At 44.4% G+C, this 24,712-nt stretch carries 26 protein-coding genes; 11 read left to right on the top strand and 15 right to left on the bottom strand.

All coding sequences use genetic code 11. The features are described 5' to 3' along the window. Window positions 1-8 precede the first annotated feature (8 nt). Together NL643_RS09365 and NL643_RS09370 are read right to left on the bottom strand one after the other, a co-directional pair. Entirely contained in the window at window positions 9-545 is a 537-nt protein-coding gene (locus tag NL643_RS09365; protein WP_253644317.1) for a cytochrome oxidase biogenesis cluster protein, read from the bottom strand. Then, window positions 535-1,326, bottom strand: coding sequence for an SURF1 family protein (locus tag NL643_RS09370; RefSeq protein ID WP_367651906.1), 792 nt, complete (start codon window positions 1,324-1,326; stop codon window positions 535-537). The genes NL643_RS09365 and NL643_RS09370 overlap by 11 nt, the downstream gene beginning before the upstream one ends. On the opposite strand from NL643_RS09370, the gene NL643_RS09375 reads away from it, so the two are divergent. Further along, window positions 1,325-1,561, top strand: coding sequence for a DUF2909 family protein (locus tag NL643_RS09375; protein WP_005391169.1), 237 nt, complete (start codon window positions 1,325-1,327; stop codon window positions 1,559-1,561). The two genes, NL643_RS09370 and NL643_RS09375, sit on opposite strands and share 2 nt — an antisense overlap. 13 nt (window positions 1,562-1,574) lie before the next feature. Here the strand turns inward: NL643_RS09375 and NL643_RS09380 are convergent, their stop codons facing one another. From NL643_RS09380 to coxB, 4 genes are read right to left on the bottom strand one after another with little or no spacing between them, the layout of a single operon-like run. Then, on the bottom strand, window positions 1,575-2,459 hold the full coding sequence (locus NL643_RS09380) for a cytochrome c oxidase subunit 3 (protein WP_104970155.1): 885 nt from the start codon (window positions 2,457-2,459) through the stop codon (window positions 1,575-1,577). Between the two features lie 51 nt (window positions 2,460-2,510). After that, window positions 2,511-3,050, bottom strand: coding sequence for a cytochrome c oxidase assembly protein (locus tag NL643_RS09385; protein ID WP_065645779.1), 540 nt, complete (start codon window positions 3,048-3,050; stop codon window positions 2,511-2,513). A gap of 19 nt (window positions 3,051-3,069) precedes the next feature. Continuing rightward, window positions 3,070-4,701, bottom strand: a complete 1,632-nt coding sequence (gene ctaD / locus NL643_RS09390; protein ID WP_253644319.1) for a cytochrome c oxidase subunit I — start codon at window positions 4,699-4,701, stop codon at window positions 3,070-3,072. Beyond that, on the bottom strand, window positions 4,698-5,861 hold the full coding sequence (gene coxB, locus NL643_RS09395) for a cytochrome c oxidase subunit II (RefSeq protein ID WP_253644320.1): 1,164 nt from the start codon (window positions 5,859-5,861) through the stop codon (window positions 4,698-4,700). Before coxB ends, ctaD begins: the two co-directional genes overlap by 4 nt. Before the next feature lie 330 nt (window positions 5,862-6,191). Between coxB and NL643_RS09400 the strand changes: the two genes are divergently transcribed. After that, window positions 6,192-7,886 carry a phospho-sugar mutase gene (locus NL643_RS09400; protein WP_253644321.1) on the top strand — a complete coding sequence of 565 codons (1,695 nt, stop codon included), beginning with the start codon at window positions 6,192-6,194 and terminating at the stop codon, window positions 7,884-7,886. A gap of 100 nt (window positions 7,887-7,986) precedes the next feature. On the opposite strand, the gene NL643_RS09405 is transcribed toward NL643_RS09400, so the two are convergent. After that, window positions 7,987-8,409, bottom strand: coding sequence for a GNAT family N-acetyltransferase (locus NL643_RS09405; protein WP_104972786.1), 423 nt, complete (start codon window positions 8,407-8,409; stop codon window positions 7,987-7,989). A gap of 79 nt (window positions 8,410-8,488) precedes the next feature. Next, complete coding sequence (locus NL643_RS09410) at window positions 8,489-9,121, bottom strand: LysE family translocator (RefSeq protein ID WP_005391182.1); 633 nt, start codon at window positions 9,119-9,121, stop codon at window positions 8,489-8,491. Window positions 9,122-9,351: 230 nt separating this feature from the next. On the opposite strand from NL643_RS09410, the gene NL643_RS09415 reads away from it, so the two are divergent. From NL643_RS09415 to NL643_RS09425, 3 genes are all read left to right on the top strand, one after another. Further along, window positions 9,352-10,179 carry an AraC family transcriptional regulator gene (locus tag NL643_RS09415; protein ID WP_253644322.1) on the top strand — a complete coding sequence of 276 codons (828 nt, stop codon included), beginning with the start codon at window positions 9,352-9,354 and terminating at the stop codon, window positions 10,177-10,179. Window positions 10,180-10,258: 79 nt separating this feature from the next. Further along, window positions 10,259-10,969, top strand: coding sequence for an AzlC family ABC transporter permease (locus NL643_RS09420; RefSeq protein WP_046873712.1), 711 nt, complete (start codon window positions 10,259-10,261; stop codon window positions 10,967-10,969). After that, window positions 10,969-11,280 (top strand): AzlD domain-containing protein, encoded by a 312-nt coding sequence (locus NL643_RS09425; RefSeq protein ID WP_006742072.1) that lies wholly within the window; start codon window positions 10,969-10,971, stop codon window positions 11,278-11,280. Before NL643_RS09420 ends, NL643_RS09425 begins: the two co-directional genes overlap by 1 nt. Here NL643_RS09425 and NL643_RS09430 read toward each other — a convergent pair. After that, window positions 11,277-11,891, bottom strand: coding sequence for a fumarylacetoacetate hydrolase family protein (locus NL643_RS09430; protein ID WP_248380117.1), 615 nt, complete (start codon window positions 11,889-11,891; stop codon window positions 11,277-11,279). The genes NL643_RS09425 and NL643_RS09430 overlap by 4 nt on opposite strands. Window positions 11,892-12,112: 221 nt before the next feature. Then, the gene (locus NL643_RS09435; RefSeq protein WP_145472097.1) at window positions 12,113-13,171 is read right to left on the bottom strand and encodes a porin; all 1,059 of its coding nucleotides are present in this window, start codon (window positions 13,169-13,171) and stop codon (window positions 12,113-12,115) included. A gap of 609 nt (window positions 13,172-13,780) precedes the next feature. Between NL643_RS09435 and NL643_RS09440 the strand changes: the two genes are divergently transcribed. The 3 genes from NL643_RS09440 (at window position 13,781) to NL643_RS09450 (ending at window position 16,734) form a co-directional block, all read left to right on the top strand. After that, a complete protein-coding gene (locus tag NL643_RS09440; protein WP_006742074.1) occupies window positions 13,781-14,752 on the top strand; it encodes a porin in 972 nt (323 codons plus the stop codon). 465 nt (window positions 14,753-15,217) lie between these two features. Then, window positions 15,218-16,075, top strand: a complete 858-nt coding sequence (locus NL643_RS09445; RefSeq protein ID WP_253644323.1) for a DMT family transporter — start codon at window positions 15,218-15,220, stop codon at window positions 16,073-16,075. A gap of 44 nt (window positions 16,076-16,119) precedes the next feature. After that, entirely contained in the window at window positions 16,120-16,734 is a 615-nt protein-coding gene (locus tag NL643_RS09450; RefSeq protein WP_053809571.1) for a glutaredoxin domain-containing protein, read from the top strand. A 126-nt stretch (window positions 16,735-16,860) separates the two neighbouring features. Here NL643_RS09450 and NL643_RS22750 read toward each other — a convergent pair whose 3' ends face one another. The 3 genes from NL643_RS22750 to NL643_RS09460 form a co-directional block, all read right to left on the bottom strand. Beyond that, window positions 16,861-16,995: a hypothetical protein gene (locus NL643_RS22750; protein ID WP_005391196.1), complete on the bottom strand. Its 135-nt coding sequence runs from the start codon at window positions 16,993-16,995 to the stop codon at window positions 16,861-16,863. A 133-nt stretch (window positions 16,996-17,128) separates the two neighbouring features. Beyond that, window positions 17,129-17,476: a hypothetical protein gene (locus tag NL643_RS09455; protein ID WP_005391198.1), complete on the bottom strand. Its 348-nt coding sequence runs from the start codon at window positions 17,474-17,476 to the stop codon at window positions 17,129-17,131. Between the two features lie 180 nt (window positions 17,477-17,656). Further along, the gene (locus NL643_RS09460) at window positions 17,657-18,850 is read right to left on the bottom strand and encodes a multidrug effflux MFS transporter (protein ID WP_253644324.1); all 1,194 of its coding nucleotides are present in this window, start codon (window positions 18,848-18,850) and stop codon (window positions 17,657-17,659) included. A gap of 105 nt (window positions 18,851-18,955) precedes the next feature. Here NL643_RS09460 and NL643_RS09465 point away from each other — a divergent pair, with 105 nt between their 5' ends. Continuing rightward, window positions 18,956-19,843 (top strand): LysR family transcriptional regulator, encoded by an 888-nt coding sequence (locus tag NL643_RS09465; protein WP_005391202.1) that lies wholly within the window; start codon window positions 18,956-18,958, stop codon window positions 19,841-19,843. Window positions 19,844-20,025: 182 nt separating this feature from the next. Next, on the top strand, window positions 20,026-21,846 hold the full coding sequence (locus NL643_RS09470; protein WP_253644325.1) for a bifunctional diguanylate cyclase/phosphodiesterase: 1,821 nt from the start codon (window positions 20,026-20,028) through the stop codon (window positions 21,844-21,846). 107 nt (window positions 21,847-21,953) lie between these two features. Here NL643_RS09470 and NL643_RS09475 read toward each other — a convergent pair whose 3' ends face one another. Together NL643_RS09475 and NL643_RS09480 are read right to left on the bottom strand one after the other, a co-directional pair. Next, entirely contained in the window at window positions 21,954-23,237 is a 1,284-nt protein-coding gene (locus NL643_RS09475) for a peptidoglycan DD-metalloendopeptidase family protein (protein ID WP_145472100.1), read from the bottom strand. A 125-nt stretch (window positions 23,238-23,362) separates the two neighbouring features. After that, window positions 23,363-23,992: a hypothetical protein gene (locus NL643_RS09480; RefSeq protein WP_182035779.1), complete on the bottom strand. Its 630-nt coding sequence runs from the start codon at window positions 23,990-23,992 to the stop codon at window positions 23,363-23,365. Between the two features lie 203 nt (window positions 23,993-24,195). On the opposite strand from NL643_RS09480, the gene NL643_RS09485 reads away from it, so the two are divergent. After that, on the top strand, window positions 24,196-24,597 hold the full coding sequence (locus NL643_RS09485) for a GFA family protein (protein WP_012842460.1): 402 nt from the start codon (window positions 24,196-24,198) through the stop codon (window positions 24,595-24,597). Window positions 24,598-24,712 lie beyond the last annotated feature (115 nt).

Genomic DNA, 24,712 nt, shown 5'->3' on the forward strand with positions numbered 1-24,712 from the left:
GCCCCTTTCTAACCAACTCGTGACAATTTTAAGAGCTTGCGTAAATCCGCCAACATACCTTTGTTGAACGAGACTAAATCTTCATTCGGTTGCGGCGAGTAAGACATCACCAATTGCCCCAGAGGATCAACGATTAACATTTGTCCGGGTTTCACTTTGGCGGTAACCGATTGATTCATTTGCATTGTCGTCATCGATACATCTACGGTATCGGACAACTCTGTCTGCCAAAGCACCGGCACCACACGCTCTTGATATTTTCCTAAAGCGACATGGCTTTGCTGAAGCAGGTAAAGTTGCTGTTTACACTCTTCAGTGCATTCGTTAGGCAATACATAAGCGAGTTGCCAACCATGGTCTTTGAGAGGTGACTCTTGACCAAGTTGCTCTAACGTCGTGTATGGTTCGACTAACTCGCCTCTATTGGTCACTCCGCTTTGATACCACCCTTGTGTGAGAATGACTTTTGCAATGACAGCGGGAAGCGCGAACGTACAAACCAGCGCAATCAACATTAGTCGTCCTTTGGTTACTTTAGATGTCATGCTTCACCTCCATGTGACGCAACTTTTTTTGCCAACGAACAAAAACAATTAAAGTCAGTAATAAGAAAACACCTGCCATTGAAAACCATTGAATCGAATAGCCAAAATGTTTGGCACTATTGAGTGGCAATGGATTCCAAGGAAAGTCATAGGGCCAACGAGTTAAATTGTCTGGCTGCAAGACTGCGGGCATAAGTTCAATATTCAGTAGCTGATTCAATTGCGCGATGTTTAGGTTTTGCACGCGAATAACATCGCCAACTTCCGGCATTAACTCTGAGCTCAGTGGATTAGTAGATTTTCGGTACAGGCGTCCTGTGATGAAAGTCGAATTATCGAGTTTGGTGACCGTTGGTAACATTGAGCGATCTGCTCTTCCCTCGACAAAACCAAGCTCCAATAACGCATAGGTACTAGGCTCATCGCTCGTCAATACAATCTGAAATGCTAAATAGCCCACATTGCCCTGATGCGTTTGGTTATCCAGTAAAATCACGGGAAACGCCTGAGGAACAACATTAGCTTCCACTTTTTTCCCGAGGATGCTGCCTTCTCTCCAATCGTTTTCTTCAAGAACTTCGCCTAATGTTTGGTACGCACTATCCGCTCGCGCAAGAATGGCTTGTTCCAAAGCCTGTTTCTCTTGCCCTCTCTCAAGCTGCCAAAAACCCAGTTTGACCAAAAGAGAAAACACAACCACAGTTAAACCAACTGCAACCCAAAACCGTTTCGATAGCCATAATTGTCTTGATAACAACAACGATGAAACCGGAGGTGCTATGTCCACCGTATTTCTATTCAAACTGACGCTTGTCCTTTTGCTGCTTTTCATTATCTTCAACCTAGCAAAAGCGCTTATCGAAATGGTTCGTGAAGACCCAGATAATCCCGAAAAAAGAGACAAACCTATGAGTCATTACTTAGGCCGTCGAGTCATGTTCTCCGCTTTAGTAGTTATCCTTCTACTTATTGCGCTCAGTTCAGGCTGGCTGGCTCCGAATCCCCGTCCTTACTAATCGCCCAATGCACCTACAGCACGTACACAAACACAAACAGACATAACCAAACCACATCCACAAAGTGCCAATACCAACTACCTGCTTGGAAGGCAAAATGGTTGTTAGACGAAAAATGATCTTTAGCGATTCGGAGCAATAATACGATTAAGAAAATCGTCCCAAGACAAACGTGCAAACCGTGAAAACCCGTCAACATAAAAAAGGTGTTTCCGTAGATACCAGATTGCAACGTGAGCCCCATTTCTTGATAAGCATGAGCATACTCGACCGCTTGGTAATATAGGAAAAAGCCCGCAAGCACGATGGTGATTTCCAACCAAACAATCAGTGCCGTTCTTTTGTCTTTTTCAAGGTTGATGTGCGCCATATGTAGCGTAATCGACGACAATAGCAGCAAAATAGTATTAGTAAGGGGAATGCCCTGCCACGGCATAGCTTGCGTTGTTTCTCCACCCGGAGTCAGTGTGAGTGGCCACATCGCTTCGAAGGTTGGCCACAAAACCTCGTTGGTCATGAAGTTGTTATCTGCCCCACCTAGCCAAGGCACAGAAATCATCCTGGCGTAAAATAACGCACCAAAAAAGGCACCAAAAAACATCACTTCAGAGAAGATGAACCAGCTCATCCCTTGGCGAAAAGAACGAGTAATTTGCGAGCTGTACTTTCCACTCAGTGACTCAGTAATCACATTACTAAACCAGCCCGCCAACATGTAAAGCAAGAACAGAAAACCTACCGCTAGCACAATGCTACCAATGGTTCCCACAGCCCCTTCACTTTGTGTTCCCTGAACGGTCATTCCTGCACCAACGGCAACTAAAAATAGAGCAAACGCACCGATGATCGGCCAGCTACTTTGAGCGGGAACATAATATGTTCCTGGCTTGTTACTCATAATTTCTCTCCTTACTGACCAGCCTTGGTCTGTATCTCTCTCCTTGAGTGGCTAAGAACCTGTAGGAGGGGGAAGTTTATAGAGTGTGTAAGACAGCGTTAACGTGTGTATCGACTCCGGTAAGTCCGGTTCGATATAAAAAATCAACGGCATTTGAGCATGTTGTTTGCCATCCAAAGGCTGTTGGTTAAAACAAAAGCACTCAATCTTATTGAAATAAGCGGCACCATTCCCGGGAGAAACAGAGGGAACGGCTTGCCCTACCAACTTCTGCCCGCTTTCATTAAATGCAAGGTATTCGGTTTGCACGACTTCACCGGGATGAACGTCCATCGAAATCACTTTGGGTTTAAACTCCCAAGGCATATCGGGGCTTACATGCGCCATAAACTCCACGCGAATAGTTCGGCTCATATCTGGCTGCATACCAGTTGGTTGAATGGCGGCCACTTCACTTGTTTTTCCATTGATACCCAGTGCGTCGCACATTACGTCATACAATGGGACAAGTGCGTAGCCAAACCCGAACATCAAAAGGGTCGCTAAAAGCAACTTCACTGTGAGCTTTTTGTTTGATGGATTCGGTTTCATCTCACTCACCCCTTCGTTTTTAATCGACTTTAGGCGGCGTAGTAAACGTATGATGGGGCGCCGGGCTTGGCACCGTCCATTCTAAGCCTTCCGCACGTTCCCACGGTTTTGCAGCGGCCTTTTCACCGCCACGAATACACTTAATCACCACCCATAAAAAGATCAATTGTGACACCCCAAACGCAAATCCACCAATGGAGACGATTTGATTGACATCAGCAAACTGAATAGCGTAATCCGGGATACGTCTTGGCATACCCGCTAAACCTAGAAAGTGCATCGGGAAAAACAAAACATTAACTGAAATAATCGAGCACCAGAAATGCCACAAACTCAGTTTGTGGTCGTACATATTGCCTGTCCACTTAGGTAGCCAATAGTACGCAGCCGCCATAATCGAGAATACAGCACCAGATACCAACACATAGTGGAAATGCGCAACCACGAAGTAAGTGTCATGATATTGGAAATCCGCCGGCACAATCGCCAGCATCAACCCTGAGAAACCGCCAATCGTAAAGAGAACAATAAAGGCAATGGCAAACAACATTGGCGTTTCAAATGTCAGAGCCCCACGCCACATGGTGGCGACCCAGTTAAAGACTTTCACCCCTGTTGGTACCGCAATCAGCATGGTGCAATACATAAAGAAAAGCTCTGCAAAAACTGGCATTCCCGTTGTAAACATGTGATGCGCCCACACAAGGAAAGACAACAACGCAATGCTGCACGTCGCGTAAACCATCGAATGATAACCAAACAGCTTCTTGCCACTGAAAGCAGGAAGGATGGCAGAAATGATGCCAAACGACGGTAAAATCATGATGTACACTTCTGGGTGACCAAAGAACCAAAAGATGTGTTGGAACATCACCGGGTCACCGCCACCAGCAGCATCAAAGAAGCTAGTCCCGAAGTATTTGTCGGTAAGAACCATCGTCACCGCACCTGCTAATACCGGCATAACCGCGATCAACAAGAAAGCGGTGATTAACCAAGTCCAAACAAACATTGGTAACTTGAACCAAGTCATTCCCGGAGCTCGCATATTTACTATCGTCACGATAACGTTGATCGCGCCCATAATGGAGCTGATCCCCATGATGTGAACAGAGAATACAAACAGCGCGGTGCTATCTGGGCCATAAGTCGTGGACAGCGGAGCATAGAACGTCCAGCCAAAATCGGGGCCGCCGCCAGGTAAAAACAACGAGCTCAATAAAATAAGAAATGCAAAAGGTAGAATCCAGAAGCTCAAATTGTTCATGCGAGGTAGCGCCATATCTGGAGCACCGATCATCATTGGAATCATCCAGTTAGCAAGGCCCGTAAATGCTGGCATCACAGCACCAAACACCATCACCAAACCGTGTACCGTGGTCATTTGATTAAAAAACTGTGGATCAACCAGCTGTAGTCCAGGCTGGAATAGTTCGGCACGAATGACCATCGCCATCGCCCCACCAGTCAGAAACATCGCGAAACTAAACCAAAGGTACAGGGTGCCAATATCTTTATGGTTTGTGGAATACAGCCAACGAGCGATACCTTGGGGAGCATGGTGTTCATGGCCATCATCAATCGCAATGGTACTGTTTGCACTGGCTTCCGCTGGTGCAGACTTCACTGCCTTATCTATTGGCTTACTCATATTTCCTCCTTAGCACTGCCTTGTGCCTTAAAGGCATTCACATCGGATGCTTGCACCGTATCGCCAGTGTCGTTGCCCCATGCATTTCGCTGATATGTAATGACAGCGGCAATTTCTTTGTCACTTAACTGGTTCGAAAAAGACTGCATTGCAGTGCCCGGACGGCCATTCACAATCACATCAATGTGCTCTGAAATTGGGCCTGTTGCGATAGGGCTGCCCTTAATCGCGGGAAATGCACCCGGAATCCCCTCACCATTAGCCTGATGGCACACAGCACAACGCGCCGTGTATATCGATTCGCCCTGCGACATCAACTCATCCATGGATAAGTCTTGAGAGAGCGCTTCTTGTGCCGCCGCTTTTTGAAGTGCGATTTCTTCCTTCTTACTCGCTAACCATTCATCAAACTTTTTTTCTTCCATCGCATGCACCACCACCGGCATGAACCCGTGAGCACGACCACATAGCTCCGCACATTGGCCGCGATATACGCCTGGCTCATCAATTCTTGTCCATGCTTCATTAATAAAACCAGGGATGGTGTCTTTCTTGACAGCAAAATCCGGCACCCACCATGAGTGAATGACATCATCAGAAGTCATCAAAAAACGTACTTTACGATTCACAGGCAACACCAAGGGGTTGTCTACTTCCAATAGATAATGCGCGCCTTTTGTCTCGATACCATCAATTTGCTTTTGGCTGGTGGCAAGCAAACTGAAGAACTCAACATCTTCACCAAAATAGCTGTAATGCCATTTCCATTGCGAGCCTGTGATCTTGACCGTGATATCTGATTGGCTTGTGTCTTCCATTGCGACTAAAGTTTTCGTTGCGGGAATCGCCATGGCGACAAGAATGATGATAGGTATGACTGTCCAGATAATTTCCACTTTTGTACTTTCGTGGAAATGTGCGGCAACTGCTCCTTTTGACTTGCGATGACGAAAGATGGAATAGAACATGACACCAAATACAATCAAAGCAATTACGCAGCAGATATAGAAAATCAGCATATGTAATTCATACACTTGCCCACTTATCGCTGTGACCCCTTTGGTCATGTTGTAGTCACTTTCCTTTGACCAACTGAAAGAGGAGAATGTGATTAAAATCACATTCAGTGATAAGGCTAGAGTAGTCGTTAATCTTTTCAAAAGATCTCTCCTCTGCTCAGCCGCTACGCTTGCGCGAGCTTCCTTGCGTCCCGATGCAAATATCGAACAACTTTACGAAAAATCACAAAAACTACGATTTCGACACAGTTTGTTATATTTATGTTAAAATGCTAGTTATAGTTCCAAGGTTCTTCAAGAAATTAAATATGATTAAATTTTGTTCGGATAAGAAAAATTAATTCGGTTTATCGATTGCCCTCTTTGAAATGTAATTGAGAACCATTTACATTAATTTAAAAGAAAACATTGAGATACTTACAAAACGAAGTGTCCAAGAAAGTAGGCGCCCCCTACTAAGGAATGATTGATATGACAGCACTAATTACTCAATGGCTAGAACGAGACCCTGATCCTAAGACTCGCGAAGAGCTACAACACCTCGTCGATACAAATAATGAACAAGAGCTTACTGATCGCTTTGGATCGCGCCTTGCCTTTGGTACAGCAGGGTTACGCGGCAAAGTGGGCGCAGGTCCAAACCGAATGAACCGTTTGGTGATTCAAGAGACAGCCACTGGCCTAGGAAACTATTTGCTAGAGCAAGTCAAAGATGCCGCAAGTCGTGGTGTCGTTATTGGCTACGACGGTCGTCCTGATTCGAAACAATTCGCGCATGATACCGCGTCCGTACTGACAGCCCTTGGTATCAAGGTTTACCTAACGTACGATGTTGCAGCAACCCCAATTGTTGCGTTTGGTGTCCGAACATTGAATGCTGCGGCCGCTGTTGTTGTTACCGCTAGCCACAACCCACCAGAGTACAATGGCTTTAAAGTATATTGGGAGAATGGCGCACAAATCATTCCTCCACACGACTCTGGAATCGCAGCGAAAATTGATGACGCAACAACGAAGCCATTACCTTTAATGTCTCTCGATGATGCAAAACAGCACGGTTTGTTAGTTTGGTTGGAAGACGACTACTACCAAACTTACCGTAAAACGATGAACGAAAACGCGCTGCTTACTCCTGACAACAACACCGATATTTCTATCGCTTACACTGCAATGCATGGCGTTGGGGCGAATATGGCGGAAACGCTACTTGCCGACGCAGGCTTCCAAAAAGTGGCAAGTGTAAAGGAACAGCGCGAACCTGATGGCAGCTTCCCAACCGTCAACTTCCCAAACCCTGAAGAAGCGGGAGCAATGGATATGGTGATGGCGTTGGGTAAATCTGTAGATGCTGATATCGCTTGTGCCAACGATCCAGATGCCGACCGTTTTGCAGTGGCGGTAAAACGCCCAGATGGCGAATACCAAATGTTAACCGGTGACCAAGTGGGGTCACTGTTTGGCGATTACTTGCTAGAACAGCAACCTAACGCTCTGGTTGGCAACACCATCGTATCATCAAGAATGCTGAGTAGCATTGCCAAAGCGCATGGCGCCCAATACTACCAAACGTTAACAGGCTTCAAATGGCTCACTAACGTTGCCATGGAGCAAGAGACAGAAGCCAATCCATTCTTGTTTGCTTATGAAGAAGCGCTCGGTTATACCGTGGGTAACAAGGTGTGGGATAAAGATGGTTTATCTGCAATCGTCGCATTTGCTCAGCTAACAGGTAAACTTAAAGCTCAAGGCAAAACACTATGGGATAAACTGGAAGAACTGTACCGCGAGCACGGTTTCTACTTTAACGCGCAGCGCAGCATCGCTCTCGACCCGAACTCTCCACCAATCGGCGACAAACTCCGAGCAAATCCACCAACAGAGATTGCTGGTAAAAAAGTCGCAGTAACTGAAGATCTAAAAACATCAGTTCGCATGTTTGATGACGGCTCAGAAGAATCCATTGACTTACCAGCAAGTGACGTATTGATTTATCACCTAGAAGATCAGTCTCGTGTGGTTGTTCGCCCTTCGGGTACTGAGCCAAAACTAAAATGTTACTACGAAGTCATCAACCTTTTCCCTGCGGATATGAGCTATGCACAAGCACAGCAAGCGGCAGAGGCGAAGATGAACGAACTTATCGACGCGCATCAGACAAGTTTGTAAGTCAAAGAGAAGCAGAGACACCTGATACGATAAGAGGCGCAAATTCGCGCCTCTTTTTTTGATTTTGACTAGAACAAGTCAAGCTAACCAGTGCTTTTCCCTAGCTTACAATTTCCTTTTGTAGAAAGTACTTGTGGATGCCCTCTGCAGGATAACCTGAGTACTGCCCTACTTTTTCAAAACCTAATTTGAGGTAGAACTCAAGAGCTTGGAAGCTGTAGGTATCCAAATAAACATGGGTAACCCCGTGAGGCTTTACTTTTTCTTCTAACATCGCCATTAACTGGCTACCGATACCAGATGTCCGACTTTCAGCATCTACCCACAAAAACTCAACAAATACCGTATTTTTAAACATTTCGCCAGTCAGACCACCCATAGTCTTGCCATTCTCATCTTTAGCAAAACAGCCCACAGCATGCACTTCCCCTTCAGGCAAGTGCATTCGGTTATAAGATCGAATACCTTCACGAACAGAATCAAGGTCTGTTTGATCTGGATTTAAACAAAATTCAAGCTTCATATACCCTCTCCTTAGGAAACACCAATATCCTAAAACAAAAAACCAGCAATTGCTGGCTTTCTGATGGAATATGATAACTTTACAAGGCGAAACTGCTCAGCATCCACAACGCGAGAATAACGAACACCAAACCCATTAGTTTATGTTGATACGTGCGGAATTTTTCGTTCTCAAGCAGCCCCTTACCCAATGTGCCTGCCAGCCCAACAAGTAATAAATTGAATGACAAGCCAAGGACGTTTAACAATAACCCTAGTGCTAGCATCTGCTCACCAGAAGACGCTGTGATATTGCTTGAGACAAACTGCGGCAAAAACATCACAAAAAATACCAACGCTTTAGGGTTAAGCAAATTACTCATCAAGGCACGTTGATAATAAGTCGATGCCATTTTGTTTTGATTATCAAGTTCTGGAGCCGCTGATGCCTCAGCTCGTAAGCAGTCCCAGCCCATTTTTAGCAAGTAAGCGCCACCTAATAGATGAAGGACTTTAAGGGCGATTGGGCTCATTGCAATCAGGGTAGATACGCCCATTGCAGCAAGCAAAGTAAGAATAACACCAGACGTCGCATTGCCTAAGCTAGCAAAAAGACCGACCTTCTTACCGTAACTCATACTAGAGCTCGCGATCAGCAACATATCGGGCCCTGGTAACAGCAACAAAGCCACTACTGCGGTGAGATAAACAGGAAGTACAGATAAATCAATCATGATGGAACCGCTTTTTCTACAACAAAGCGGCGAATGTTATACCAACAAAATAACAACAGCCAGCCCAAAATCACCAAGATGATTCAGAAAATAAAAATCATAGTTCGCTAGATTGCAAAATAACAATCAATTCGCCTATTTATAAAAATCGAATAGCAATTTTGTACAAAAATAAGCACGATGGATCCGTTACACTTCTAAGATGACTTTCTTGAGCAGACCGGATAAAGATGAAAGAAAAGAATAAGGAAATCGCTACCTTCAAGATAGCTCAAGAGCTCGGCGGTTTAGAACTTCTCGATGCAAAGTATGAGAAGCAGAATTTCTCACGCCATAGTCACGAGGGTTACACTATTGGCGTCATCGAGAAGGGAGCACAGCAGTTCTTTCGAACAGGCGGAAATCATATCGCGCCACAGGACAGCATCATCCTTGTTAATGCCGATGAAGTACACAACGGGCATTCGGCCTCAGAAGGCGGTTGGGAATACAAAGCAATGTACCCCGTACCACAGCAGTTTCAGACCTTAGGGCAAGAGCTTGGTTCACCAAATGTCGCGCTGCCCTATTTTCCTCAACCTGTGGTTTATGATCCTGAACTAGCAAATCAGTTGCGATTGGTGTTTGAAACGCTAGAAAAATCAGACAACCGACTACTACGAGAAACTTTGATTTACGGCACGTTGATCAAACTAGCCAGCAAACACAGCACCCACCGGGCACCGCTCAAAGAATCAACCAGAGCTCAGCGACAAATACAGCTGGTCAAAGAGTTTTTGGAAGACTTCCCGCAAACGGACGTCTCGCTAGAAGAGCTCGCAAAACTGGCTGGGTTAAGCCCTTTTCATTTGCTAAGAGAGTTTCAAAAACAGTTTGGCTTCCCTCCCCATGCTTATCAAATTCAACAACGTTTACGAATGGCAAAGAAGTTGCTCAAACTCGGACAAAAAATTTCAGATGTAGCGCAAGAATGTGGCTTCCATGATCAAAGCCATCTGCATCGACACTTTAAAAAAGCCATGGGCGTCACACCCGGCCAATACGTCCGTCACAGCTAAAGCAGCAATATTGTACAAGGCGTTATGCGACTACCGAGCTATCTTGGTAGCCTGATTTAGGAATAACTAAGAAGAAACTATGGACCACACTTTGCCGTTACAAGAAGAATCAAAAGCCACGCTATTTTGGCAAGGCACACTTGCGATGATGCCACTGAGTATCGCGGTGTTACCTTGGGGTTTGCTCGCAGGCTCATTCGCGATTGATACTGGGCTTCACCCTTTGGAAGGACAAGCACTATCCGCCATTCTGTTCGCAGGTTCCGCGCAGCTCGTCGCGATGGGGATGATTAAATCGGGGGCAGGCCTAGTAACCATGTTACTAACAACGTTTTTTATCACCTCTCGACACTTCCTCTACAGTGTATCGATGCGCAGTAAAATTGCACCACTTCCTCTTAAATGGCGGTTATCACTCGGATTCTTACTCACTGATGAGCTGTTTGCGATTGTAGGTCATCATTCCGATAAACAATTTAATCGCTGGTATGCGCTTGGGGCTGGTTTGAGTTTTTACCTGTTTTGGAATATCGCGACATTGACGGGCATTATTGCGGGAAGCCTGATCCCTGAACTGAACGAAATGGGATTAGAATTTGCTGTGGCCGCGACTTTTATCGCAATTGTAGTTCCGACTATTAAAAATATGGCGGTGCTCGCGAGTGTTGTCGTGGCATTAGTGAGCTCGGTCGCCCTAACCTATTACCAAGTGGAAGGAAGTTTGATGATTTCGAGCATTTTAGCCATGCTTACAGGCTACTTTGTGGAACAAGTACAGGAGAAACACTAATGATCATGTTGTCTATTTTACTGATGACGGGACTTGTTTTCACCAGCCGCTACTTGTTTTTAGAACCCAAGCTACCACTGCGATTAGGGACACGTACACAAAAAGTGCTCAACTACGCCAGCCCTGCGGTACTCACTGCGATCTGGGCGCCTATCGTTTTCATTCCCGATGGAGCACTCAGCGTGAATGTGCACAACCCATTTTTATTGGCTGCCTTGCTGGCTGCGTTAATCGCGTACTTTACTAAAAATGTTCTTTTAACGACGGTGATCAGCATGGTGGTATTTCTCGTTCTGCGAATTTGGCTTTAATTCGCCACCCACTCAATCTCCAACAGGGTGACATCACCACACTTTAATCGTCCAAGGAAGATGTCACCTTGATGCACCTCACCAACTCCTTTTGGTGTGCCGGTCATTACCACATCGCCATCTTGAAGTGTTGTGTAACTCGTTAATTCATCCAAAATGGTTAGCGGCGGATAGAGCATCTGGTTAACGTGACCTTTTTGTACACGAACGCAGTTAATCAAGAGCTCTAGGTTAAGATCATTAATATCAATGTTATCCAAAGAGACAAATCGACTAAACACTGCGGAGCCATCAAACGCTTTAGCACGCTCCCAGGGCAACCCTTGTTGTTTAAGTGAAGACTGCAAACCGCGCTTGGTCAGATCCAATCCCAAACCGACCGCTGAATAGTGTCCATCTTTGATCAGAAAACAGATTTCAGCCTCGTAATGAAGAGGCTCTTGATGAAATGAACGCAGAGTCGTCGATACGGAAGTCGCGGGTTTATTAAATACCACCATTTGCTCAGGTATCGCATTATCAAGCTCATGAATATGTTCAACGTAATTTCGCCCAACACAAAGCACTTTACCCACTTCTACTTTCTTTTCTTCAACTTGAATAACGCTCATCGCTCTTCCCTGCAAAACAAAAACCTCATCATAATCTAACCTATTGACTTAACGACACTAAATCCCATCCTCTAGTGTGAAAAATAAGACATTCACCCCGTTTTGAGTTTTGTATCATCTAATTGAAATATCAAGGTATTTGGAAAACAAATAGACAAAAAAGCCAGCACGAGGCTGGCTTTAAATCAATAAGGGTGAATGATTGTTCTCGCTAAATCCTATTATAGGTAGTAACGAGCACCTATCGCCCATTTGTCATCAGTTTCACGATCATGGTCATCATTTAGGTCAAACTGGTAACCCGCGTAACCAACAAATTTAGGCGTGAAGTTGTACTCTGCCTGCAGTGCCATTTCCTCACGAGCGGTTTCTGTTTTAGAATTTTTGAACTCTTTACCTTCAACCATCTCGTAGTTAACGCTCAAGTTTAAACTGTTCGCTAGAGCGTATGCGATGATCGCTTCGTACGCATCACTTTCCGCCAAACGGTCGCCATTTACACTGAAGTTCATATTTTCATTTGAACCATATACCGCGGCAAGGAACAGACCTTGGCCGTAAGCGCCGTAAGATGCAGACACAACATGTGATTCCGCGGTGTGTTTACCTGTGTAAGCAGGGTGTTGGAAGTCACCACCGTTGTATGAGTAGCCAATTTTCGCGCCCATGATTGCGTAAGAAAGCGCAACTTGCATGCGGTCATCGTATTTAAGACCACCAGTGATAGTACCTGCGTCGTTACGCGTGTATTCATCATTTGCGCCTTGCCATCCAAGACCAACGTTAATCGCACCTGCTTCGCCTAAATCAAAGCCATTTCGATAAGACAGCATTTTATCCGCACGACCTGTGCCTAGGTTTCCGTGATCGTCGTAAATGAAGTCATTCGCAAACGCAATTGGCATATCCGCGATGCCTGCTACATCATAGTAAGGTGACCATTGCGTACCACCTACTGCACGACCGTAAACCTCATGTGTTAAACCTAAGTAACCTAGACGAGTTTTAAACGACTCTTCACCGCCATCTAAGTAGTTTAGAGCCCATTCACCACGTGCGTCTGCGGTGAAGCCATTGCCTAAATCTTGTGTCGCAGAGATATTGATACGAGGAGAGTTAGTACCAACATCCGTGTCACCTTGCTCTGAACCATTTAAGTTAACAGAAACGTGGCCGCCCATCGAAAATGTTGTGCCATCGTTATTATAAAGTTCCACTGCCACTGCTTGAGTGCCGAAAGTTGCTGCTGCGATTGCCGCTGCTAATAATTTTTTATTCATTTCTAAATCCATTACTTATTAGTTGGTTAGTCAGTTTTAGACCCAGCTCTGATTCACTCTCGTAAAACGAAATGATGAACACAGAAAGGAATACAAAGGCCCTCTGGGGCATCTTTTCCGCCAGAATGGATTTACCTTTGTGTAACAACTGCCGACACTTTATTTGATTAGTTCCTGATAACCGAGTGAAAAATTCTCAGCAAAAAACTAAAAGGCAAACGTTTACTTGTCCGAAAAAAATCCAACCGTAAAAACCTTACAAAAAGAAATGCTTTAACGAGATAGAGCTCACAAATACTTGATGACCCCCAACTTTTGAAAATAACTTTCCCGTCAAAATGAAATATTTACTTACATTTTGGAACAAAAATAGGTTCAGGAACTTTTTGAAAAAAGCACGGTCTCCAATAGAAGGCAGAAAAACCTCAAAAAAGATAAAACCTTTCTTTTTATAAGAGATATCAGAAGGGACACTTATTCTCGCCAGCAATAAAAGTGCAATCAAATCATAACTTAACAGAAATCTATCTTTCATTTTCAGCGTTTACCTTAGCGTCATCAACACATCGGGCAAGAAAGCCCATCGATTACAACTAGGGTAATAAGAAAATGAAAAAGGCAGCACTAACTACTGCAATTCTTACAGCATTGGTATCAGCACCATCATTCGCAGCAACAGTATACAAAAACGACGGTACTGAATTAAAAGTTGGCGGCCGCGTTGAGTTCCGTGGTGACTTCATCGGTTCAGGTGGTGCTGAAGTTGAAGGCTCAATGGAAGATAAAAGCCGCGCTCGTCTTAATCTAAAAGGTAAAACGGACATCGGCAATGGCCTTTCTGCATTCGGTGTTTACGAAGCCGAGCAAAAAACGGGCAAGAGTGAATTCAAAAACCGCTACATGTATGCAGGTGTCGACTCTGATATCGGTGCTTTCTCTGTAGGTCGTCAAGACATGGCTGCAGTCATCATCTCTGACATGACGGATATCACTGAGTTCTCTGGTGTTCAGCAAGTTATCGATTCCTCTTCTGATAAGCAAGACAGCGTTTTCGCATACCGTGGTGCGTTTGATGCACTACAACTACAAGCAACCTACCAAGCAAACTCTAGTGATAACGAAGATAAATACGGCATCTCTGGAATGTACTCACTGCCAATGGGCCTAGACCTCGGTCTTGCATATTCTGGTGGCGACGTAGATAAAGACAACTCTGAAGATCAAGTTCTAGGTGGTATCGCTTACTCGATGGATAACCTATACCTAGCAGGTACTTATTCTCAAGGTTCATTGACTGACGCTGAAGACTTTACGGCTTACGAGCTAGTCGCAAGCTACAAAGTAGCGAGCAAAGTGACACTTGCTGCGCTATACACAGCTCAAGAGAATGATCCAGACAACGGTTCAAAGTACGACACCGTTGAAGGTATCGAGCTTGTTGGTTACTACAAACTAAACAGCAACTTCCGTACTTACCTGTCTTACTACATCAACCAACTTGATGAAGCAAAAGATGCAACAACAGGTCTAGTCACAGAAGGCGAAGATACACTGCGCCTAGGCGTACGTTACGATTTCTAATTCACTCTTGTCCTAAGAGCGAGTCCACTTGGCCAGCATGCTTGCTGGCCATTTTTTGTGTAACCCAACATAACTCAATAAGTTTTCACACTATCCAAACGTCGCTCTGCAATGAAAAACGAGCGTAGTGACTCCTGCCTCTGCCCTCTTTTAATGCGATTTGTCACTAAGTTAGTGCATTTCTCCTAATAGCCAACCGAACTAAAATAAAAAAGACAATTAAAATCAAATAGATAAAAACTGGCACGCGTTCTGCAATACCAATTATGCAAATGCATGGCAGCGTTTGTGCTTCTCGTTCTTTGTACCTGTTATAACAGGCACGTCCTTTGAATTGGTAATGTCGCCTCCCTCTGGGAGGCATTTTTTTATTGGCGCGAAAAACAATAGGACGTATGATCCCGCCACCTCTATCAAACTGGAATTTTTCAATTGAATCATCATCCTGTTCAAGGTGCGTCCTGGATGCTAACAGCTGGCTTGGCATTCGCCATAGTGAACAGCTTCGCCCAAATTGCTAGCATCAACTTTGGTGTCTCTTCCACCACATTCGCATTATTCCAATACGCTATTGCCTTATTTGTCATTCTGCCCTATCTGCGTACACTTGGAATTAGACGCTCACTAAGAACCCAACACTTTGGTTGGCATACCTTCCGTATTTTTCTCTCTGTTATCGGGATTCAGCTTTGGCTTTGGGCACTCGCTTATCCAGTTCCGATTTGGCAAGGCATTGCGCTACTGATGACCTCTCCATTATTTGCAACGGTTGGATCTGGCTTTTTACTCAAAGAGAAGGTAGGTACTGCACGCTGGTTAGCAACATTAACAGGGTTTGTTGGTGCTATGATCATTCTTGAGCCGTGGGCAGATTCATTTACATGGGCGACCCTGCTTCCTGTTGGCGCCGCATTTTTCTGGGCAGCGTATTCTCTGATGGTAAAGAAAATGTCGGTCAACGATCCGCCCTCAACCATGGTTGTCTATTTATTACTGCTGATAACGCCGTTTAATATCTTATTGGCAATACCGACATTTACAATGCCAAATACCTGGACGATATGGGGCGTACTTTTAGCCGCAGGCGCGCTTACAGCACTCGCTCAATGGGCTATCGTTAAAGCGTACGCAGTTGCAGACGCCTCGTTTGTGCAACCATTTGATCACGCAAAACTGCCTTTGAATGTCGTTGCTGGCTGGTTGGTGTTTGGCTGGGTACCACCTGGTCGTTTATGGCTAGGCGCCGCGATTATTATTGCCTCCATTGCGTTTATTACGCACTGGGAATCGAAAAAGACAAAGCTAGTTGAAAGAAAAGTCTAATTGCAAGGTTCTATATTTTCAGGAAAGGAAATGAGGAACACCATATGAGTCAACCAATCAAAATTACACTGTACCGCTGGGCTGGTAGTTGGGGTCCATTCAAAGTCAATATTCCTTGTGGTGAATGTACGTTAACTAAAGATATTTTGACGGATACTTTTAAAAACGAACTCGCTGATGTCCCCGTTGAACTGGAAGTAAAAGATTGGTTATCACATTGGTGGGAACCATTAAAAGCAGGGGCCTGGCATGCACCGATTCTTATTGTCGAAGGAAAAGTGGTCAGCCAAGGAGAAGCGCTAAACCGGGGCGTGCTTGTGCAATCAGTTATCGCTGAATGGGTCAAACGCGATGAGCTAAAAGGCAACATTGTTTATGGTAAAGCCACCTGCCCTTACTGTGTCAAAGCGAAACAACTACTTGACGATGCTGGTGTTCAATACGAGTATCATGACGTGGTTAAAGACAGCGCCGCTTTGTATCGCATGATTCCCGAAGTAAAGGCCATCATTGGAGAAAAAACGCCGGTAACAGTGCCGCAGATCTGGTTGGATGGAAAGTATGTTGGAGGCGCTGACGATTTAGAAAAGTGGTTAGCAGCAAAGGGGCTAGATAAAGTGCCTAATAATGTCGTGGAGATACCAAGCCAATCCGCTTAGCGTTTGATTCAAATGCCATCCGTCTTTGAGTAGTGGTTTACCAATGTTGTTCAATATGTCGGCTGCCACTAAAAACAAGACAGATAAAAGCAAAAAGCCCTGATTCTTCAATCAGGGCTTTTTAAATTATTTCGCCAGTTTTTTCATAACACGAGCAAAAACAGAAGCTTTTTTCTTCTTCGCTTTACCGTAAAGCGCTTTGTGCATCGCGTCTTTTGCAATCATCTGGCCAATATAAGCACCACCAAGTTCGTTACCCATGACCTTCTCCTGAATGTATTGACTTAACTATGTTGTAATTTTACACCACAATTAGATAAAAACAAGACTGACGTCACATTTATTTTGTAATTAACTTTCAGGTTGGTTCTGATTACTTTTTCGAAATGGGCGCCTATCGCTTAGGTTGCTGGTATGTTTTACCCGCTGCGACGTACGTATCTTTCTGTTTGATTTCAAAGAATGTTTCAAAGAACCACGCAGCAAATTTGATCAAGTGATCGCCTTCATTCATGACGTGCTCCACGTATTCTTGCTCTTCTCCGGACTCGTCTTCTTGAGTGGTAATATGGTAAATACGTTTCTCGCCATCAACTTCTGCAAGACCAAACTGACCCGTTAGGGATTGTGCCGCTTGTGCAACTTCTTCTTCCTCACACGCCTTCAAGACTTCGAGTGCCTTTGGCATGCTTTCTTGCTGAGTAATTTCTTTTACCAGTGTTTCAAATTCGTTTTGTTGCATTCTTTCACCTAACGATTAGAGATCGGATAGTCATTTGGGCAGAAAGGTATCCCCAAGCTGAGAGGAGCAGCATCAGGCATTGCCCTCTTCCTCTCAAACTGAGTCATTCAATATACACAATGATCCTGACTTAATTTAGCAGCGCATTTTAGAAAGCTGCCTCTTTCGTTGCAAGTATATTCAGGTGGAAGTTTCTGCTTGAATCGTCCCTTCTGGCACTTTACGAAATTGACTCAATGCAAGCACACAGCAAGAAAGTAACGCAATAAACAAATAAAACACCCCAAGCTGGTTTTGATTCGTGACCCAAGAATCTACCAAGTATCCGCCAAACAACCCGGCTAAACACATTTGAATTGATCCAGATAGCGCAGAAACCGCTCCGGCCTGTTGCTTATGTGGCGACAGCAACAAACTAATTGATACCGGAAACGACATGCCTTGGGCAAAACTTAAACACGTAAATGCCACTAGTAATGAAAATACACTGAAGGGTGTAACCAACAATATGAAGCCAGCAATAGCAACAATCGCGAAACTCATCAGCAAGATTTGCTGAGCTTTGTAACGAGCGTTGATCAAATTAAGCACCAAGCTGCCCGTCAGCAAACCAACTGACGGTATGATCATCAAAGAACCGTAATCTGCCGCCGTTAAGCCTAACTCTTGTTGCATTAAAAATGGATACAAGGAAAGCGTTACCAAAGCCGACAAATAACTAAGCCAGTTGTAGCTCGCACTACCAATCACTTGAGTATTCGTTAACAGGCGCAAATAATTTGCACTCACCTGGCCTACTTTAAATTTTCGCTTCGGGTAAGGCAGTGTTTCTGGCAGCACCAATAGACCAAGCGTAAAAATTGCCATTAAGTAAATCAGCACAAACACAAAGACAGCATGCCAGCTCAGGTGAAAAGCAATCCAACCACCAAACAGCGGAGCAATAATTGGCATCACAGATGCCGTGACTGAAATATAAGATAGCGCTTTGGTTAATTGCATACCGTCATAACTGTCACGCAATACGGAGCGACCAAGCACCGAGGCACTGCCCGCTCCCAAACCTTGAAGTAACCGCCCCGCTTCAAGAGCAATAATGTTGTCCGAAAACGCGATACAAATAACCGTACCAACTAGGTACACACTTTGGCCCAGAATAAATACTGGTCGACGACCAATCGCATCAGACAATGGGCCATAAAACAGCTGAGAGATACCGAAGCCAACGAGAAATAGTGTGACGAGGTTCTGAATCGAATGTTGCGGCAAATTCAAGTCATGACCAATCAATGGCAAAGAAGGAAGATAAATACTAACGCCAACTTGGCCTGTGGCAATGATCATCATAGCTAATAACAATGGTGTTTTACGCAAACGTTCCTCCTACTTTGTGACAGATTGATGGCAAACAGTGTATATTTGATACTCAAAGATGATAATCAGCTAAGTTGGAAAGGAATTAATTCCCAAGGAGACACAATGGACTGGATTCAAAGCGTGAAGAGTTATATTCGTGTGGTCGAAGAAGGTAGCTTTAATGCAGCAGCGCGGAAACTCAATACCACCAGCTCAGCTATCAGTAAACGAGTTCAATGGCTAGAAGATAAAATTGGCGTTCAACTACTTAAACGCACGACCCGCTCTATTAGCCAAACTGAAGCTGGTGCGCTGTTTTATCAACGAGCAAAAAATCAGTTGGATTCATGGCAATCGGTATTAGATGAAACTCGCTCAGTCAATCAATCACCAGCGGGGTTATTGAAAATTGGCGCGACACTGGCGGTTGGTTCTAAGTTTTTGGTGCATTACCTAGATGATTTTCTTGAGAAATATCCAGACATCACACTTCAATTAACGACAACGCTGCCAGGCCAATTGCCAGAGCTAAGCTTAGACCTGTTTATTAGCCGGGAATTAGAGCAACTGAACTCTCTGAGTTTCAAAGCCACTGCGCTTTTCGAACATAAAGCCCAGTTTTACGCTGCGCCTAGTTACCTAAAAAAATACGGCACCCCACAATGCGTTGAGGATCTGACAGAGCATAATGTCCTGATTTGGGGTGAAAAGCCCTCACGAGAAATCAAAACCAATCGAGGTAAACGTATCAGCTTGTCCGGTAACTTTGCCACGACTAACCCAGAAGCGCTGTTTCATGGTGCCAAAAGAGGCATGGGTATTCTGATGACGAATAACGTCATGATCAAAGATGATCTCAAATCCGGCGCGTTAGTCCCTATCCTGCCCGATATCACAGCGGATAAAGCCACTGTATATGCCTACTATCCAAAGCTGGATTATCAGCATACCCGAACTAAGCTGTTCCTCGATTATCTCAAATCGCGATTAGAAGAGGAGAAGCGTGCTTAGCTTGAATTTCTAGCGCTATATATCGATGAGGTTCAAGCATAAAAACATGAAAATAATGATTTGTTCGTTCACAAAATTTGAAAAATTCGCCTTAGTAACCGATAGTTTATTTGATGCATATCAAATAATAATTCTTCGTGTCTCACACGATATGGTAATCACAACGCTAGGTGAAATGCTCAATGGGTCAGGTACAAGTCAGTTTCCACAAAATTGATGAAATATTGAAGCTAAACGGCACGGCTCAGCTAAACCGAGTCACGTTAGATATTCATCAACAATTGCAGAGCCATTGCACTTGCGTTGTAGAAGTTGCGCATCTTCAGCATTCGGCTCATACCATCTCCTTCGCTAGCAATGGAAAAATTACAGACAATCTAAGCTACCATCTTTCAGGCACCCCCTGTGAAAAAGTGGCAAAAGACATTGGCGAACATATTTTCTATCAGGACCAAGTTTACAAACGCTTTCCTGAAGATCAGATGTTTCAAGAGGATGGTATTCAAGCTTACATTGGTCTGCCATTAAAGACACAAAATGGCGAGGTTCTGGGAATTTTATTGTCCACCTTTACCCGAAGCATCCACGCTAAGGAAGCGCAAGATATCCTCGACTTCCACCGCTTTTATGCCAATGTCATTATTCACAGCTTACGTGAAAAGTGGGTCAGTGAACGTTCAGATAAGCTTCTTAATCAGCTTAGCTATGAAGTATCGCATGATAACCTAACTGGACTGCTCAACCGTAGCTGCTTAGCTGACACCTTGGAGACATTGACGCAACAGGCCACTCGTCCATTCAGTTTGGCTTACCTAGACATCGATAACTTTAAATCGATCAATGATATCAACGGAAACTACATCGGCGACCAAATCATTAAGTTTACGGCGAACGCCATTCAACAAAGCTTGTCATCGCCAAACAACGCTTTTCGTGTAGCAGGAGATGAATTCGCCTTCATTACTTACGACGAAGATCCTGTCGCCGTGTGTCAGGAAGTACTCGACAAAATTGAAAGCGGCTACAGCGACAAATCTAACCGAATTTCTTTCACTGTTAGTATTGGTATCGCGCGCGCACCAGTACATATGTTGAACAGTGATGAGCTAATTTTGAATGCTAGCCTCGCTCTCAAAGACTGTAAAAAACATCGCGATACACGAATTCAGCATTACGACACACATCTTAGCGCCCTTTATCACCGTAGAACTCAGCTTATTGAAGCTATGCGCATTCAACTTAGCGCTGACATACATGATAGCGAAGAGTTGTATGTCGTTGTTCAGCCAATCGTAGATATCACAAGCGATCGCTGGAATTACTTTGAAATCCTAGCCCGCTGGAACAGCAATGTTTACGGGAACATCTCTCCAGCGGAATTCATTGAAGCTGCCGAACAATCAGGCCTGATTATCGAGTTGGGTGAACGTATTATTGAGCTCGCATGTATCGCAAAACAAGAGCTAGAGGCCAACTTAGGATACAAAGTTAAACTCTCTATCAATTGCTCTGCGTATGAGCTGGTCGACTCTAACCGCTATATTAACCACCTAACTAACATGGTTGAAAAGTATCAGCATGAAGCAAAAGACTTTGTTATAGAGCTCACCGAGACCGTTTTACTCTCGCAAAGTGGCCGTGAACAGATGGTACTTAACTCATTGCGGTACTTAGGTTTTAAGGTCGCGTTGGATGATTTTGGTACGGGATACTCAAGCTTGAACTATATACACAATTATCCGATTGATAGCATTAAAATCGATGCAACCTTCGTTCAAAACATGCTCTCAAATACAACCTCTGAACAAGTGGTGTTTTTGATAGCACAATTAGCAGAACTGCTTGATGTGGATTTGATTGCCGAAGGCGTAGAAGACGATAGAGCATTACAAAAATTAATTGAAATGGGCTGCCACTACATTCAAGGCTATTTCTACTCTCGCCCACACAGTGTTGATGAAATCGTACACCTGATAAATGAACGTGAAGTGCGGAGCGCCTAAGAGCTCTAAACAAGCGACGGTCATGGAATGTAAATCTAGTTAATGCACAAAGTAAAAGAGACCAAGCTATACTTAGTCTCTTTTTATTTTTTGAGCGAAGTACTTTGTTACAGCACTGCTTTCTCTTTATCGCGTAATAGCTTATCCATTTCATCTCTGTTCGCGACAAAGGTTGCCATCTCTTTCTTAGGAACAGAGCTCGCCATTGGGATGTTTGCTCGCATGGCGTTAACTGGACGGCCGTATTCAATCAATTCATAGTGAAGGTGTGGCCCTGTCACTCGACCTGTTTTACCGGAAAGACCGATACGCTGGCCTCGAGAAACCTTTTGCCCTTTCTTCACCAGAATCTTACTTAGGTGTAAGTAACGGGTTTTGTATTTGCTGCCATGCTCAACAACCACGTAGTTACCCGCATAAGGGTGTTTACGAGTCATGATCACTGTACCGTCACCAGTAGAAACGACTGGAGTACCGGTTGGTACGGCAAAGTCAGTACCGTTGTGTGGCGCGACACGCCCCGTTACTGGATGTAAGCGATTAGGATTGAAGCCAGAACTGATACGCCAACGGCTACTTACAGGATAACGCTGGAATGCGCGCTGCAAGCTCTCGCCTTTGGCATTGTAGAATTGACCATCGGTATGAAGGTAAGCTGTGATTTCACGTCCGCGATTGTAAATCTTAATCGCCTCAATTTCGTTCTTGCCCGTTGGTATACCATTGATGCTTTGCGAGCGACGAACGACTTCAAATCGATCACCTGCACGAAGATCACGCCCAAAGTTGAGCTGCTCTTTGAGTAAGCTCACAACTTGACTCACTTCTGCCGACGTTAGACCTAATCGACTTGCAGAAGAAGAGAAACTGCCTTGAATAACACCAACCAATGGTTCTTGGCGCCACACGCCAGGAATCGAGATATCGGTAAAGTCATAGCTACCATCACTATTTAGTTGGTAGACCACTTTATCTGCAATAGAAAATTGCAGTTCCATTTTCTCTAACTCGCCTGTCGCATCATCACGCCAAAAGCGGAGCGTGTTGCCCGGCTTTAGTGTATCAAGTGCAAGGTAGTTCAAATCCGTTTCCATTACTTTCATTAACGAGCTGTAACCGAAACCGAGCTGGCTAAAAATAGTGCTTAGGTTGTCACCTGCTTGGATTTGATATTCGAAGTTCGGGGGAGTGACAACTTCGGCAGTTGTCGCATCAAGAATTTTTTCAACGACCTGAGATTCAGGCAGGTTCAATGCGATGGTTTTGGTTAAAGATGACTCTTTGAGAGAGTGAGAAACACCAATCGCAACTAAAACTGGCAAGGAGTATAACAGCAGCGCTCTACGACTTGTCAGATTCGGCAACCGTCTTGTAATTTCATTTGTAGACACGGGAATTACTATCTCCTTTCAAACAAGGCTCATAGCTTATGCATTCCCGTATAAGAAATCACTATGAAATTTCGAGATCTAGCGCAGAAAACACTGAATTTTTACAGAACTCAAAAAAAAATTCATCACTGTTGCATATGTAAGTTATTCCCTACACGCTTTAATGTGGATGAATTTAATTGATTTGGCGTATCTGCCATTGCTTGATCGTCACCATGCGCTAAATATGAAAGCGCGATAATGGCATCACTTTCCCATGTAATTTGGGTAAATTTAACGCGGTCACCGACAAAAATACTGTCTAAAAGGACAACTCGGCTCGGCACGGGGTCAAACTTAAACAAGCCAACATAGTTAAACGAACCGCTACCTTGTGTCGTTACAATCATCGGTGCAGCAATCCATGAAACACTCTCAATCTCACGCTGACTAATAAACGCAGTTGGAACGAGTACCTGACCTTTTGTCGCACCTGCATCATAATCGCCTATCAAATAGCCGTTTTCTTTATCCCACTCATCAAGAAAAGTGACCGCTCCCTGCTCTGGTACTTGAATCGTCCATGGGTTGCGTGAAGTAATTCCCAGCGTCTCTTGCACAATAACATTGGTTTCTACTTCCGTTTGAGGGAACTTAGCCATGATCTCTTCATCAGACAAACTAAAGCGATAAACACCCGCGATCACAACCACGACCAATAATACGATCGGAATAAGAAGAATAAGTGGTATCGGCAGGATTCTTTTGTGAGCCATGAAGACTTCCTTGTTTAAAGGCATAAATGAAAAAGCGAGTATAGCATTGTATACCCAAATGATTTCATCCCTTCAAGTGTTTCAAAATTAAACTAAACTGACTGTATCCAAATGATTTTCAAGCCCAGAGTTCATAACTGGCCACTGACACTGCTCTCAGTGTTCCAAATTCATTGGTGTATTGGGAAGAATAGGTAATCACGATGACAACAACCATTCATACATGCGAATGCGCTTGCGGTTTAGTTGAGCTCCGTTGTAAGGGAGAACCCATCCGTACGTCTGTCTGCCATTGTTTTGAATGCCAAAAGCGGACAGGCAGTGTGTTTGGGGTACAGGCTCGCTTTGATAAAGAGCACGTAACCTTAAACGGTGAAGTCACCTGCTATACCCGAATGGGGGATGATGGCAGCGAGGTTCAGTATGAGTTTTGCCCTTCTTGCGGCACGACAATGCGCTTATTGGTCTCTACATTTCCTGAAATCATGATCATTCCCGTCGGTCTTTTTACTGATAAAGAGTTCCACCAACCAACGGTTTCCATCTATGAGCAGAGGAAACATGGATGGGTGAGTTTCGAATGTACAATGGAACACATCAGGTAGGGGAAATCCCCCTCTATGTCGTTATCACGGTCAACGCAAAAGCTCTATAAATGAGATTTTTTTGAGAATGATCAACCGAGTTTTACTGTAAGGGGTTTCGTAACGCGGTGTGAGC

This window comes from Vibrio sp. Y42_MX_L11 (genome assembly GCF_024181785.1).
In the GTDB taxonomy this organism is placed as follows: domain Bacteria; phylum Pseudomonadota; class Gammaproteobacteria; order Enterobacterales; family Vibrionaceae; genus Vibrio; species Vibrio diabolicus.

Coding starts and splice junctions, on each gene's coding strand:
- NL643_RS09365 (WP_253644317.1), bottom strand. CDS start 545: ATGACATCTAAAGTAACCAAAGGACGACTAATGTTGATTGCGCTGGTT.
- NL643_RS09375 (WP_005391169.1), top strand. CDS start 1,325: ATGTCCACCGTATTTCTATTCAAACTGACGCTTGTCCTTTTGCTGCTT.
- NL643_RS09380 (WP_104970155.1), bottom strand. CDS start 2,459: ATGAGTAACAAGCCAGGAACATATTATGTTCCCGCTCAAAGTAGCTGG.
- NL643_RS09385 (WP_065645779.1), bottom strand. CDS start 3,050: ATGAAACCGAATCCATCAAACAAAAAGCTCACAGTGAAGTTGCTTTTA.
- ctaD (WP_253644319.1), bottom strand. CDS start 4,701: ATGAGTAAGCCAATAGATAAGGCAGTGAAGTCTGCACCAGCGGAAGCC.
- NL643_RS09400 (WP_253644321.1), top strand. CDS start 6,192: ATGACAGCACTAATTACTCAATGGCTAGAACGAGACCCTGATCCTAAG.
- NL643_RS09405 (WP_104972786.1), bottom strand. CDS start 8,409: ATGAAGCTTGAATTTTGTTTAAATCCAGATCAAACAGACCTTGATTCT.
- NL643_RS09410 (WP_005391182.1), bottom strand. CDS start 9,121: ATGATTGATTTATCTGTACTTCCTGTTTATCTCACCGCAGTAGTGGCT.
- NL643_RS09415 (WP_253644322.1), top strand. CDS start 9,352: ATGAAAGAAAAGAATAAGGAAATCGCTACCTTCAAGATAGCTCAAGAG.
- NL643_RS09420 (WP_046873712.1), top strand. CDS start 10,259: ATGGACCACACTTTGCCGTTACAAGAAGAATCAAAAGCCACGCTATTT.
- NL643_RS09425 (WP_006742072.1), top strand. CDS start 10,969: ATGATCATGTTGTCTATTTTACTGATGACGGGACTTGTTTTCACCAGC.
- NL643_RS09430 (WP_248380117.1), bottom strand. CDS start 11,891: ATGAGCGTTATTCAAGTTGAAGAAAAGAAAGTAGAAGTGGGTAAAGTG.
- NL643_RS09435 (WP_145472097.1), bottom strand. CDS start 13,171: ATGAATAAAAAATTATTAGCAGCGGCAATCGCAGCAGCAACTTTCGGC.
- NL643_RS09440 (WP_006742074.1), top strand. CDS start 13,781: ATGAAAAAGGCAGCACTAACTACTGCAATTCTTACAGCATTGGTATCA.
- NL643_RS09445 (WP_253644323.1), top strand. CDS start 15,218: ATGCTAACAGCTGGCTTGGCATTCGCCATAGTGAACAGCTTCGCCCAA.
- NL643_RS09450 (WP_053809571.1), top strand. CDS start 16,120: ATGAGTCAACCAATCAAAATTACACTGTACCGCTGGGCTGGTAGTTGG.
- NL643_RS22750 (WP_005391196.1), bottom strand. CDS start 16,995: ATGGGTAACGAACTTGGTGGTGCTTATATTGGCCAGATGATTGCAAAA.
- NL643_RS09455 (WP_005391198.1), bottom strand. CDS start 17,476: ATGCAACAAAACGAATTTGAAACACTGGTAAAAGAAATTACTCAGCAA.
- NL643_RS09465 (WP_005391202.1), top strand. CDS start 18,956: ATGGACTGGATTCAAAGCGTGAAGAGTTATATTCGTGTGGTCGAAGAA.
- NL643_RS09470 (WP_253644325.1), top strand. CDS start 20,026: ATGGGTCAGGTACAAGTCAGTTTCCACAAAATTGATGAAATATTGAAG.
- NL643_RS09480 (WP_182035779.1), bottom strand. CDS start 23,992: ATGGCTCACAAAAGAATCCTGCCGATACCACTTATTCTTCTTATTCCG.
- NL643_RS09485 (WP_012842460.1), top strand. CDS start 24,196: ATGACAACAACCATTCATACATGCGAATGCGCTTGCGGTTTAGTTGAG.